The organism is Bradyrhizobium elkanii USDA 76 (assembly GCF_023278185.1).
GTDB lineage: Bacteria > Pseudomonadota > Alphaproteobacteria > Rhizobiales > Xanthobacteraceae > Bradyrhizobium > Bradyrhizobium elkanii.
The window spans coordinates 8,846,198-8,858,506 of the sequence record NZ_CP066356.1 but is presented as its reverse complement, the minus strand read 5'-3'; the positions used below and the strand labels follow the sequence as shown (position 1 = coordinate 8,858,506).

Annotated in this window: 9 protein-coding genes; 3 read left to right on the top strand and 6 right to left on the bottom strand. The window is 66.3% G+C overall.

Annotation, left to right across the window (positions count from 1 at the left end; genetic code table 11):
- Nucleotides 1-699: 699 nt before the first annotated feature.
- The 3 genes from JEY66_RS41835 to JEY66_RS41825 form a co-directional block, all read right to left on the bottom strand.
- Entirely contained in the window at nucleotides 700-2,289 is a 1,590-nt protein-coding gene (locus JEY66_RS41835; protein ID WP_018269407.1) for an ABC-F family ATP-binding cassette domain-containing protein, read from the bottom strand.
- Nucleotides 2,290-2,421: 132 nt separating this feature from the next.
- Nucleotides 2,422-3,741 (bottom strand): Hsp70 family protein, encoded by a 1,320-nt coding sequence (locus tag JEY66_RS41830; RefSeq protein WP_018269408.1) that lies wholly within the window; start codon nucleotides 3,739-3,741, stop codon nucleotides 2,422-2,424.
- A 252-nt stretch (nucleotides 3,742-3,993) separates the two neighbouring features.
- Nucleotides 3,994-6,369 (bottom strand): glucose/quinate/shikimate family membrane-bound PQQ-dependent dehydrogenase, encoded by a 2,376-nt coding sequence (locus JEY66_RS41825; protein ID WP_018269409.1) that lies wholly within the window; start codon nucleotides 6,367-6,369, stop codon nucleotides 3,994-3,996.
- Nucleotides 6,370-6,708: 339 nt separating this feature from the next.
- Between JEY66_RS41825 and JEY66_RS41820 the strand changes: the two genes are divergently transcribed.
- Nucleotides 6,709-7,458: a class I SAM-dependent methyltransferase gene (locus JEY66_RS41820; protein WP_016848301.1), complete on the top strand. Its 750-nt coding sequence runs from the start codon at nucleotides 6,709-6,711 to the stop codon at nucleotides 7,456-7,458.
- A gap of 5 nt (nucleotides 7,459-7,463) precedes the next feature.
- On the opposite strand, the gene JEY66_RS41815 is transcribed toward JEY66_RS41820, so the two are convergent.
- Both JEY66_RS41815 and JEY66_RS41810 read right to left on the bottom strand, forming a co-directional pair.
- Nucleotides 7,464-7,952 (bottom strand): SRPBCC domain-containing protein, encoded by a 489-nt coding sequence (locus JEY66_RS41815; protein WP_016848302.1) that lies wholly within the window; start codon nucleotides 7,950-7,952, stop codon nucleotides 7,464-7,466.
- A 7-nt stretch (nucleotides 7,953-7,959) separates the two neighbouring features.
- The gene (locus tag JEY66_RS41810) at nucleotides 7,960-8,916 is read right to left on the bottom strand and encodes a LysR family transcriptional regulator (RefSeq protein ID WP_018269410.1); all 957 of its coding nucleotides are present in this window, start codon (nucleotides 8,914-8,916) and stop codon (nucleotides 7,960-7,962) included.
- A gap of 100 nt (nucleotides 8,917-9,016) precedes the next feature.
- Here JEY66_RS41810 and JEY66_RS41805 point away from each other — a divergent pair, with 100 nt between their 5' ends.
- A complete protein-coding gene (locus tag JEY66_RS41805) occupies nucleotides 9,017-10,198 on the top strand; it encodes an MFS transporter (protein WP_018269411.1) in 1,182 nt (393 codons plus the stop codon).
- 22 nt (nucleotides 10,199-10,220) lie between these two features.
- Entirely contained in the window at nucleotides 10,221-11,255 is a 1,035-nt protein-coding gene (locus JEY66_RS41800) for an aldo/keto reductase (RefSeq protein ID WP_026192105.1), read from the top strand.
- A 19-nt stretch (nucleotides 11,256-11,274) separates the two neighbouring features.
- Here the strand turns inward: JEY66_RS41800 and JEY66_RS41795 are convergent, their stop codons facing one another.
- On the bottom strand, nucleotides 11,275-12,177 hold the full coding sequence (locus JEY66_RS41795) for a helix-turn-helix transcriptional regulator (protein WP_016848315.1): 903 nt from the start codon (nucleotides 12,175-12,177) through the stop codon (nucleotides 11,275-11,277).
- Nucleotides 12,178-12,309: the final 132 nt, after the last annotated feature.

The following is a 12,309-nucleotide window of genomic DNA, read 5'->3' as shown; positions in this document are numbered from 1 at the left end:
CGTCCGGAGGATGTTGCTCCAATTGACCGCCGCGCGGGCCGGAGCGGCGGCCGCCGGCTCCTTTGCATGGGGTTGTTTTCGATATTTTGGTGGGAGCCGGCCTTCGGGTCGCCTCGGTAACCTTAATTTTTCGTTTCGATTGTCGATAAAGTTTTATCGATTATCCTCGTGGCCATTGAGCGGTGTGACGAACCGCACGATGAGCGGCAACAGCCGAGTGGCTGGACGACCGCTCTGAAATCGAAGGGTGGGCAGAGCGCAGTGCCAGCCACCTTTCGGGCTGTCCGGCGGCGGCCGGCGGGGCAAATCAATTTTGAAGTGCTTTTGATTGCCAGGTTGCGGCGCATATCGCTCCGCATGAAGCCTTTCAATTGGGATGTTCCAAGATGACGCTCGCGCATGTCCTGATCGCGGCCGGTGGCGGCTTTTTGTTGCTGGCTGGCTTCGTCGCATTTGCCCTTTGGAGAAACGCGCTCCATTCGACGGCGCGGATTTAGCAACAGACCAGATTCAGCTCCGACGGCCTCGCGCTTGGGGACAAGCGAGGCTGGCGGAATGGCCGCACCGTCGCGCGGCCTGACAGCCGGGCACCGCGCCTTACGACCTACCCCAAGGCGACGCGTGCTCGGCTGTTCAATTCCTGACTAATCTTCGTCGTTCGAGCATTGATTGCGTAACGGCAATTTCTCGCTCTCCGCGTCACCTCCACGACGCGAGAATCAGTCTGCGCGTGATCGCGATGGCCTCGAGGAAGGCCTCGTCGTGGCTGACGACCAGCAGCGCGCCGTCATAGGCGCGCAAGCCGGCCTCGACCGCTTCCATGGATTCGATATCCAGGTGATTGGTCGGCTCATCGAGGATCAGGAAAGGCGGAGGCCTCACGCCGCCCAGCACACAGGCGAGACCGGCGCGAAGCAACTGGCCGCCGGAGAGGCTCGCGACGGGCTGCAGCGCGGCATCGGCGCGGAACATGAATCGCGCCAGCGCCGCGCGGCAGGCGTTCTCGCCGGCATCCGGATTGATGCGCCGGAAATTCTCCAGGATCGAGGCCGACGCATCGAGCAGGCTGACTGCCTGATCGAACATCGCGAACCGGGTCATCACCTCGACGGTGCCGCGCGCCGCGGTCAATTCGCCGCTGACGAGCTTGAGCAGCGTCGTCTTGCCGGCGCCGTTGGGGCCAGTGATCGCGACGCGCTCCGGACCTGACATCGAGAAGGTGACGTCACGCAGGATCGGCGCATCCGTGCTGTAGCCGACATCGGCCGCGTCGATCCGCAGCACGATCCTGCTCGCCGGCAGATGCGTCGAGGGCAGCTGCACCGAGAACGGTTGCAGCACCTCGACGCGCTGCCGCGCCGCGCTGGCAAGTTCGAGCGCTTGCGTCCGCCGCCGTTCGGCGAGACGGGCATTCTCGCCGCCGCTGTCTTCGCTGCGGTCCTTACGCAGCCCGGCAGCGATGCGCGGCAGATCACCCTTGGCGCGCTTCCTTGCGCCTGCGCCGTCCTTGCGCGCCTTCCGCTCGTTGGCTTCTCTTGCGTTGCGGTCGATCTCGGCGACGCGCTTTTCGGCATCCGCCAGATTGTGCCGTGCTGCCGACAGCTCGATGGCCTTGCGCGCGCCGTACGCGCTCCAATTGCCGCCGTAGCGCCTGGCTTGCAGCGAGGTCAGTTCGATGATCGCGTCCATGGTCTCCAGCAATTCGCGGTCGTGGCTGACGACGATGGCGCCGTGTCGCCAGTCGGCGAGCAGGTCGATCACCGCCTTGCGTCCCGCACGGTCGAGATTGTTGGTGGGCTCATCCAGCAGCAGAAAGTCGGGCTGCGCGAAGGTCAGGGCCGCGAGGCGCGCCCGGGTGGCCTGTCCGCCGGACAGCGTCGCCAGCGGCGCGTCGAGCGCATCGCTCAGTCCGACGCGCTCGAGCGCGGTCGCGATGCGCGTGTCGAGCGTCCAGTCGAGGTCGGCGATCTCCCCCGTGCTCGCAAGGCCCTGTTCGGCACGACGCAGCGCGACCAGTGCGCGGCGCGCGCCGAACAGGTCGACGACGCGTTCATCCGGCTTCAGTTGAACCGTCTGATGCAGCATCGCGACGCGTCCCTGAACCGAGATGGTGCCGGATTGCGGCGCGCGCACCCTCGCGATCAGGCCGAGCAGCGTCGTCTTGCCGACGCCGTTCCTGCCGACAAGGCCGGTGCGTTCGGGTCCGAAATTCAGATCGATGTTGGAAAGGAGAACCCGGCCGTCAGGCGCGGACAGGGTCAGATGAGAGAGCGCGATCGATGCAGGCATGGATATCCCCGAGGGCAAGGCTGATGGGCGTTGCTGTCAGGGTGAAATCCATGGTCGTCGGCATCCTGTCGGATTGATGATTGAACTGATGTAGTCGCCTGTGAAGGCAGGATCAAGGCGCGAAGCGTATTGTCACGCGGCTTCGGCGAAGGTCCAGCGGTCGGGATCCGGCGTATGGCCGATCAAGGCGAGGCCGTAGGCGATCGATTCGAATTGATCCGCCGAGGTCAGCCGCGCCGCGCCGAAGCGCTCGGCGAACAGCCGCTGCACGGCTGGCACGAACGATGTGCCGCCGGTCAGGAACACCTTCTCGACGTCGCGCGCGGTGATGCCGGACTTCGCCAGCGCCTCATCGACCGTCGCCCCCAGCCGTTCGATGTCGTCGGCGATCCAGGATTCGAAATCGTCACGCGTCACGGTCGCGCCGATATCGATGCCTTCGCGGGCGAAGCGGAACTCGACGCGGTCGCGACTCGACAGCGCGACCTTGGTGTCGGACACGGCGCGATAAAGCGCGAAGCCGAGATCGTGGTCGACGATGGTGATGAAATCGTGCAGCGGCGCCGGATCGAGCGCGGTGCGCGCGAGCTGCTGCAACTCGCGCAAATCGCCATTGCCCCGCATCATCGCCAGCTGATGCCAGCGGGCGAGGCTCGAATAATAGTGATTGGGGATCGGCAGCACCTTGTCGAACGAGCGGTAGCTGGTGCCCTTGCCGAGCCGCGGCGAGACGATATGGTCGACGATCCGGTAGTCGAAGGTGTCGCCGGCGATGCCGATGCCGGCATGTCCCAGCGGCTCGGCGCGCAACACGCCGCCCTTGCGCGAGAACCGCATCACGGAGAAGTCGCTGGTGCCGCCGCCGAAATCGGCGACCAGCACCGTGGCGTCGTGGTCGAGTGTGCGCGCGAAGGAGAACGCCGCCCCCACCGGCTCGTAGACATAGCGCGCATGGCCGGCGCCGAGCCGCTCGAACGCGGCCCGGTAGCGCTGCATCGCGAGCTCGTCATTGGGATTGCCGCCGGCAAAGCGCACCGGCCGGCCGACCATGATGGTCGGCGCGCCGAGATCGAATCCGTCGCCAGCATGGCGCGTCAGCGTGCGCAGGAACGCCGCGAGCAGGTCCTCGAACTTGTAGCGTTGCCGAAAGATCTGGGTGGTGTTGAAGGCCGAGCTTGCCGCGAACGTCTTGAACGACTGGATGAAGCGATGGATCGTGCGTCCCTCGAGGAACTGCTCGATCGCCCACGGGCCGCCCTCGGCGCGCGGATGCAGGCCGGCGCCCGGCCGTTCCTCCCAGAAGCACAGCGCGGACACATAGACGCTATGCGTGCGGCCGCCATGGTCGAAGCGAACAGCCTCGACGCGGCCGTCGCCGTCGGACAGCGCGACCACGGTGTTGCTGGTGCCAAAATCGACGCCAATCGAGACGGCGGGCGGGGCGCTCGACATGTCATGCTCGGATTGTCTGTGAAAGGGGGCGGACCTTTAGCGGCTTTGGCCGGATTTGCCAACCCGTCTGGACGCTATCCTGCTGGGCCAGTTCCACCTCCCCTTGGAAAGGGGAGGTCGCTTTGCTCACCAGAGCAAAGTGGGTGGGGATCCGCTCCCTCCGTAGAGAGCATCGCCTGCGGCTGACCCCCATCCCGACCTTTCCCCTTTCAGGGGGAAGGAGAAGGAAAATGACGGCCCCGATGAAGCGGCTCAATCCTTCAATGCGTAGGCGATGACGTAGTCGCCGCGCTTGGTGCCGAACGAGCCGTGGCCGCCGGCCGCGGTGACGACGTATTGCTTGCCGCCAGCCTCGTAGCTCATCGGCGTCGATTGGGCGCCGGCCGGCAGGCGATCCTCCCAGAGCACCTTGCCGTTGCGCACATCGTAGGCCCGGATCGTGTACTCATAGGTCCCGGTGTAGAACGCAACGCCGGCGGCGGTGGTGATCGGACCGCCCAGCATCGGCACGCCCATCCTGAATGGAAGCGGCAGCGGCGTGGTGTCCCGGATCGTGCCGTTGGGATGTTGCCAGACGATCTTCATCGTCTTCAGGTCGATTGCGGCCATCGAGCCCCATGGCGGCCGGTAGCACGGCACGGAGAAGGGCGAGAGGAAGCTCGAGATACCCACCCCGAACGGCGTGCCATACATCGGCTGCACCCCGACCTCGCTGCCGACCGGCTTCTCGGCGGTCGGCGCCGGAGGATTCTGCGGGCCGCGCGGAATGAGTCTTGAGGCGAACGGCAGCGACATCGGATTGGCGATCGCGATCTGCCTGACCGGATCGACCGCGATGCCGCCCCATTCGAACATGCCGAGATTGCCCGGAAAGACCAGCGTGCCCTGCAACGACGGCGGCGTGAAGGTGCCTTCGTAGCGCAAGCGGTGGAACATGATCCGGCACAGTAGCTGGTCGAAGATCGTGCCGCCCCACATGTCGGCGCCGGTCAGCTTCGCCTCCGGGCGGAAGGTCAGTTCGGAGAACGGCTGGGTCGGTGCCGAGCGGTCGCCGGGCGCCGGCCCTTGCGGCACCGCGCGCTCCGGCGCCGGCACGATCAGCTCGCCGGTCCTGCGGTCGAGCACGAAGATGTTGCCCACCTTGGTCGGCTGGATCAGCGCGGGAACGACGCCCTTGGCCGTCGTCACATCGACCAGGCTCGGTTGCGAGGGAACGTCCATGTCCCAGAGATCGTGATGCACGGTCTGGTACGACCAGGCGCGCTTGCCGGTGTTGACATCAAGCGCGACGATGGCGCTGGAATAGCGCTCGACCAGCGCATCGCGATTGCCGCCCCAGATGTCCGGTCCGTTGTTGCCGGTCGGGATGTAGACCAGATTCAATTTCGGATCGAACGAGGCCGTGATCCAGGAATTCGGCGACCCGTTGGTGTAGTGCCGCGTCGGCGACGGCAATGCGTTCTCGTCCGCCGCGCCGGAATCCCAGGCCCAGACCAGTTTGCCGGTGTAGACATCGAAGCCGCGGATCACGCCCGACGGCACCTCGACCGCATAATTGTCGATCACCGCGGCGGCCACGACCAGGATCTTGTCGCTGACGACCGGCGGCGACGTCGGCTCGAAGAAGCCGGCGGTCTTGATTCCCATCCCCTCCTGCAGGTCGAGGATGCCGTGATCGGCGAAACCCTCGCAGAGCTTGCCGCTGTCGGCATCGAGCGCGATCATGCGGCCGTCATTGACGGGCAGGAAGATCCGCCGCGGGCATTCGGCCGGCGCTGGATTGCCGCTGCTGTCGACGGCGCCCTGCGCGGTTTCATGATAGGAGACCCCGCGGCAGGTCATGTGCTGGAACGTCTTGTTGTGCACGAGCTTGGGGTCGTAGCGCCAGCGCTCCGTGCCGGTCTTGGCGTCGAGCGCGAACAGCACCTGGTGCTGCGAGCAGAGATAGAGCGTATCGCGCACCTTGATCGGGGTGACCTCGAAGGTCGTCTCGCCGGAATCCTCCGGCGTCGCCACGTCGCCGGTGCGGAAGGTCCAGGCGACCTTGAGGTTGCCGACATTGTCAGGCGTGATCTGCTTCAGCGGCGAATAGCGCTGTCCGAATTGCGTGCGTCCATAGGCGCGCCAGTCGCCGTCCGGCTGCGGGTCGGCTTCGCTTTGCGGCGCGGCAGAGCCGGACTCGGCAATCGTGCCGTTGATGTCGTGATAGCTGGACAGCAGCCCGGCGATGAGCACCGCCGCAGCAGCGATGACGCCGATCCAGAGCGGCGCCGTCGCGCGCATGTAAGGCACCGGGCCGCTTCGTGTCAGGGCGCGAACGATCACCGGCGTGAGCAACCAAAGCGCCATGGGGAAGACGACGTCGCCACGCGCCGCGAGCGGCCACCAGTCGAACCGCACCTCATAGACGGCCCACGCCAGCGTGCCGAGCAGCACGATCGCAAACAGCCATAACGCCTGATGGCGTTGCGCCAGCAGCAGCATAGCCGTGGCGAGAACGCCGACGCCGAGGACAATGTAGAAGATGGATCCACCCAATGCGGCGAGCCAAATGCCGCCGCCGGCGAGGACGAGGCCGATCAAGGCGTAGACGGTCGCCGTGATGAAGACTGCCCTGGATCGCTGCATGGTCGCTCCGGTGCGGGGCGGGATCGGGCTTGTCCCGCACAAGCGCGACAGACCGCGTCCGCCATCGCGAACTGTCGTTCAGCCAACCGCAACTTGCAACCTGGAACTGCGCCGTTGACGCAACACAAGCGCGTAAAGGTTGCCATGCGAAACCCGCCGAAGCCAATCATTCAAAATGCGTGCACCTTCAACAGGGGGTAGCGGAGCTGCGCGCTGACGCAAAGGTGAGAGGTCTTCAGCGGATTTTGAATCGACGCGCTCTTCCAGTCCTGTGCAGGCGCTGCTCTATACCGTTCCGCGGATCGCACCGCGGACGGTTGGCACGCAGGAGAAGCAACAATGACACTGAACCCCACTGCCGAGAACTATCGTGTCGCGGTCGCCGCCTACGAGGCGGGCCGACCGAGCTACCCTGCGGAGATCGTCGCCGCGCTGCCGCTTGCGGCCGCGCGCTGTGTCGTCGACCTCGGTGCCGGAACCGGCAAGTTCACCCGCCTGCTGCTGCAGCATTTGCCCGCGACAGCGCACCTCGTCGCGGTCGAGCCCGTCGCCGAGATGTCGGCCAGGCTGGCCAGGGAAGCCGGGGTGGAGGTCATCAACGCGCGCGCCGATGCGATCAACCTCGAAACCGGCAGCGTCGACCTCGTCACCTGCGCCCAGGCGTTTCACTGGTTCGACAACGAGGCGTCGGTCGCCGAGATCGCGCGGCTGCTGCATCCCGGCGGGACGCTTGCGCTGGTCTGGAACAACCGGGATGACCGCACGCCGTGGGTCGAGGCGTTGTCCGTCATGATCGAGGGCTATGCGGGCGACACGCCCCGGCAACGGACCGGACGCTGGCGCTGGATCCTGAAGGACCCGCGCTTCGTGCTCGAGAGGGAAATCGTGCAGGATCATCCGCACCGGATGAGGCGACAGGATGTCTTCGAGCGCATCGCATCGACGAGCTATGTCGCCAATCTCCCCGATGCGGAGAAGGCGATCCTGCGCGACAAGACCGGCAGCATCCTGCGTGAGGCCGGTCTCGGCGACGCCGACGAAGTGGTGTTCCCCTATGTCACGCAGCTCTTCCTGCTGAAGCGGGCCTAGGCGCGCTACTGCGGGGCGCGTCCTTGCTCGACCGCGTGCTTCAGGCGCGGCAGCGTCATGCGCCAGTAGAAGGCAACGTGTTTGGCGCCTGAGTCGGGCCCGATTTCCCAGCCGCTTCCGCGGCGGATCGGCGAAGGCGGCACCTGCTGGGTGACGGTCAGCACCGTTTCGCCGCCGTCAGGCACGAGCGTCATCGTGATCGTCGCATAGGATTGCGGAACATCCGGCAGGCCGGAGACCTGCGACCAATAGGAGTATGCGAGCCGCATCGGCGGCTCGACATGGAGGACGCGGCCCTTGTCGCGATAGCGCCTTGCGCCGATCTCCGCCTCGATCTCGATCGGCGCGCCGATCCGCCAATCGGTCCTGAAATGCGCATTGCGCCATCTCACGCCCGCATTGGGGTCCATGATCGCGTCCCACACATGCTTTGGCTCGGTAGCGATGCGGATCGTTTCGGTGACGGACTGGAAGGCCGGGGGCTCGTGCGTCATCGCATGCTCACTTGTCGCCCACGACTTTCCATCTTCCATCAGCGCCGCGCCGCAGCGAGGGATCGCCGATGCGGATGTGCTGTGCGAGAAAATCGATGAAAGCGCGGACCCGCGCCGGCAGCGGGCCGGCATGGCCGACATAGACCGCATGGATGTCCTCGCGGTCGCCGGGATTGAGGTTTTGCAGCACCGGCACCAGACGCCCGGCCTCGATGTCGGGGCCGATGTGGAACAGCGCCAGCCGGCCCAGTCCGATCCCGCCGAGCGTGAGCTGACGCGCGGCTTCGCCGTCGCTGACGCGGGCGACCGGCGGCGGCAGCGCTTCCTCGATCCGTTCAGCGCGGCGGAACGGCCAGCCGCGAATGCTGCGCGGAAAGGTCCAGCCGATGCCGCGATGGGCGGCGAGGTCGGCCGGCGTCTTCGGTGTGCCGAAGCGGGAGAGGTAGGACGGCGCGGCGACCACCGCCATGCGGCTGGTGCCGAGCTTGCGCGCGATCAGCCGTGAGGCGCCGAGCGGCCCGGCGCGGATCGCGACGTCGGCGCGCTCCTGCATCAGATCGACCAGCGTGTCGGTCAGCACGATGTCGAGCGTGATGTCGGGATGTTCGCGCATGAAGCGCGGCAGCAGCGGCATCACATGCAGCATGCCGAACGGGATGTTGCTGTTCACGGTGAGATGGCCGCGCGGCACGCATGAGGCGGCCTCGCGTTCGGCCTCGTCGATATCGGCGAGGATGCGCTGGGCGCGCTGGTAGAAGGCCTGGCCTTCCTCGGTGAGCTGCAGCTTGCGCGTGGTGCGGTTGACCAGCCGCGTGCCGAGCCGCGTCTCGAGCCGCGAGACCAGCTTGCTGACGCCGGACGGCGTCTGGCGCAGGCTGTTCGCGGCAGCCGTGAAGCCGCCGAGATCGACGACGCGGACGAATACGTCCATCTCGCCGGAGCGGTTGGTGTCTGTGCGGGCCATCTTGAATTCAAGTCACAAATGATTGGATTGCGGCCATTCTAATCCTTCCCGGCCCGGACCGCTATCTCGCTTTGCGGAATCCTTTTGTCCGGAGCGACACATGCCTGCTGCAGTCCTTGCCTTGACCGCCGGTGCCTTTGGCATCGGCACCACCGAATTCCTCATCATGGGACTGCTGCTGCAGGTCGCCGCCGACATGCAGGTATCGGTATCCGCGGCTGGCCTGCTGATCTCCGGCTATGCGCTCGGCGTGTTCGTCGGCGCGCCGATCCTGACGCTGGCAACGCGGCGGATGCCGCGCAAGGCGGTCTTGCTGGCGCTGATGGCGATCTTCACGCTCGGCAATGCGGCGTGTGCGCTGGCGCCGAGCTACGGGCTCTTGATGGCGGCGCGCATTCTCACCTCGCTGGCGCACGGCACCTTCTTCGGCGTCGGATCGGTGGTGGCGACAAGCCTCGTCCCGGAAGACAAGCGCGCCTCGGCAATCGCCACGATGTTTATCGGGCTCACCCTCGCGACCCTGCTCGGCGTGCCCTTCGGCGCCTGGTTCGGCCTGATGCTCGGCTGGCGCGCGGCGTTCTGGGCGGTGGCGGCGATCGGCGTGATCGCGTTCATCGTGCTGGCGGTGCTGGTCCCCGGCCATGTCGGCGCCAACGACAAGCCCGCGCCGCTGCGCGAGGAGCTCGCCGTGCTCGGCCGCCCGCAGGTCCTGCTCGGACTTGCCATGACGGTGTTCGGCTTCGGCGGGCTGTTCGCGGTCTTCACCTATGTGCAGCCGATCCTGACGCGGCTCACCGGCTTCTCCGACGCCGCGGTGTCGCCGATCCTGCTGGTGTTCGGTGCCGGCCTTGCGATCGGCAACGTCGCGGGCGGACGGCTCGCCGACAAGGGACTTGCCCGCGCGCTGCTGGTGTCGCTCGGTGGCCTCGCCGCCGTGCTCGTCACGCTGACGGCGGTCGTCTCGATCAAGGCATTGGCGGTCGTGCTGCTGTTCGTTCTCGGCATCGCCGCGTTCGCGACCGTCGCGCCGCTGCAGCTCCGCGTGCTCGAAGCCGCCGGCGTCGAAGGACGGACGCTGGCCTCCAGCCTGAACATCGCGGCCTTCAATCTCGGCAACGCGCTCGGCGCCTGGGCCGGCGGCGTCACCATCGATCGCGGCCTTGGCCTCGGCGCGCTGCCGCTGGTGGCCGCCGTCATCACTGCAATCGGCCTGGTGCTTGCGCTGTGGAGCCTGCGGCTCGATCGGCCGATCGCGCTCGCCGCGCAGTGCCCGGCGGAATGAATCGGATCAAGGGAGCATGACCATGGAATACCGCAATCTCGGTGCATCCGGCCTGAAAGTCCCCGTGCTCAGTTTCGGCACCGGCACGTTCGGTGGACAGGGACCGCTGTTTTCGGCCTGGGGCCGCAGCGGCGCCAGCGAGGCGCGACGGCTGATCGACATCTGCCTCGAGGCCGGCGTCAATTTGTTCGACACCGCCGACGTCTATTCGAACGGCGCGTCGGAGGAGATCCTCGGCGCCGCGATCAAGGGCCGCCGCGACCAGGTGTTGATCTCGACCAAGACCGGCCTGCCGATGGGCGACAGTCCGCTCGATGCCGGCACGTCGCGATACCGTCTCGTCGCCGCGGTCGACGCTGCGCTGCAGCGGCTCGGCACCGACTATATCGATCTCCTGCAGCTTCATGCCTTCGATGCCTTCACGCCGGTCGACGAGGTGCTGTCGGCGCTCGACGCGCTCGTGCGTGCCGGCAAGCTGCGCTATGTCGGCGCCTCGAATTTTTCCGGCTGGCATCTGATGAAATCGCTCGGTGTCGCAGAGCGGCACGGCTGGCCGCGCTATGTGGCGCACCAGGTCTATTATTCGCTGGTCGGCCGCGACTATGAATCCGAGCTGATGCCGCTCGCGCTCGACCAGGGCGTCGGCGCGCTGGTCTGGAGCCCTCTCGGCTGGGGCCGCCTCACCGGCAAGATCAGGCGCGGCCAGCCGTTGCCGACCAACAGCCGCCTGCACGAGACCGCGCAGTTCGGGCCGCCGGTCGACGACGAGAAGCTCTATGCCATCGTCGATGCGCTGGACGCTGTGGCTGCCGAGACCGGCCGCAGCGTGCCGCAGGTTGCGATTGCCTGGCTGCTGACGCGGCCGAGCGTATCGTCGGTGATCATGGGCGCGCGCGATGAGGCACAGCTTCGCGACAATCTCGGCGCAGTCGGATGGTCGCTCTCGGCGCACCAGATCGCGCGTCTCGACCGCGCGAGCGCGGTGATGCCGGCCTATCCGTACTACCCCTACCGAATCCAGGAAGGTTTTGCGCGCCTCAATCCGCCGCCGGTGTGAGGCCGTCGCTGGCCCAGTCTCACGCCTGGACGGTGTGCTCGCAGACCTGCCGGCGATATTCCGCCGGCGTGACGTTCATGTGCTGCCGGAAGACGCGATTGAGGTGGCTTTGATCGGCGAAACCGGCGAGCAACGCGATCTCCTTCAGCGCGACGCGGTCCTTGCGCAGATGCTGGCACGCATGCTCGACCTTGCGCCGCAGGACATAGGCGTGCGGCCGCATGCCGTAATGCACGCGGAATTTGCGGGCGAACTGGACCGGCGTGCAATTGCAGATGTTCGCGAGCTCCTCCAGCGTGATGTTCCGGAAGATGTTCTGCTCGATATAGTCTTCGATCAGCCGGGCATGCGCCGGGCGAAAGCGTCCTTGCGCGCAGGGCATCTTGAACTCGATCGCCGCATATTTCCGCAGGATGTGCACGCTCGCCTGCAGCGCCAGCGCATCATAGCAGAGCCGGCCACCGGGACCGCCCGCGGCAACTTCCTGGACCATTTGATCGTTGATCCAGGTCAGCATCGGGTCTTCGACCTTGAGCAGGTCGTGAATCTCGATCGTTTCGGCGTCGCGGTCGAAGGCATCGCTCGCGGTCTTCGTCATGAGGGCAGGGGAGATGTAGAAATGGCTGACCTCGATGTCATTCTTCCAGTGCCAGCTTGACGGCTCTGCGCGCGTCATGAGCGACGTGACGCCGCGACCGACGTGATCCTGCTTCCATGCGCCGGTGACACGGCGGTTCATCGACGTCGTGCCGTCGCGATAGAGCACGAGGAGGAAGTTCTCCGATGGCGGGACCCAGATGTCGGACGGCGCATAGCGGAAGATGCGCAGCCGGAAATCGTTCCTCCCGACCGAGGCGCTATCCAGCTTCAGCTCGCCGGGAGCGTAGCGCGGCAGCTCCTCGACCGTGATCAACTGGCCCATCGCGCGAGCCTCCTCCCTAGGATTGGTGGCGCGGTTGACCGCTTGTTCTTGGCCGGATGGCGGAGCGCAGAATAGGCCGCTTTCGCCGTTTGCCAAGGAGACCAATGGCCAGTCGGGCAATTGAACGGCAGC

What these genes read in the sequence shown, in the direction of transcription:
- JEY66_RS41800 (WP_026192105.1), top strand. Translation starts at nt 10,221, where the DNA reads ATGGAATACCGCAATCTCGGTGCATCCGGCCTGAAAGTCCCCGTGCTC.
- JEY66_RS41805 (WP_018269411.1), top strand. Translation starts at nt 9,017, where the DNA reads ATGCCTGCTGCAGTCCTTGCCTTGACCGCCGGTGCCTTTGGCATCGGC.
- JEY66_RS41825 (WP_018269409.1), bottom strand. Translation starts at nt 6,369, where the DNA reads ATGCAGCGATCCAGGGCAGTCTTCATCACGGCGACCGTCTACGCCTTG.
- JEY66_RS41830 (WP_018269408.1), bottom strand. Translation starts at nt 3,741, where the DNA reads ATGTCGAGCGCCCCGCCCGCCGTCTCGATTGGCGTCGATTTTGGCACC.
- JEY66_RS41795 (WP_016848315.1), bottom strand. Translation starts at nt 12,177, where the DNA reads ATGGGCCAGTTGATCACGGTCGAGGAGCTGCCGCGCTACGCTCCCGGC.
- JEY66_RS41835 (WP_018269407.1), bottom strand. Translation starts at nt 2,289, where the DNA reads ATGCCTGCATCGATCGCGCTCTCTCATCTGACCCTGTCCGCGCCTGAC.
- JEY66_RS41815 (WP_016848302.1), bottom strand. Translation starts at nt 7,952, where the DNA reads ATGACGCACGAGCCCCCGGCCTTCCAGTCCGTCACCGAAACGATCCGC.
- JEY66_RS41810 (WP_018269410.1), bottom strand. Translation starts at nt 8,916, where the DNA reads ATGGCCCGCACAGACACCAACCGCTCCGGCGAGATGGACGTATTCGTC.
- JEY66_RS41820 (WP_016848301.1), top strand. Translation starts at nt 6,709, where the DNA reads ATGACACTGAACCCCACTGCCGAGAACTATCGTGTCGCGGTCGCCGCC.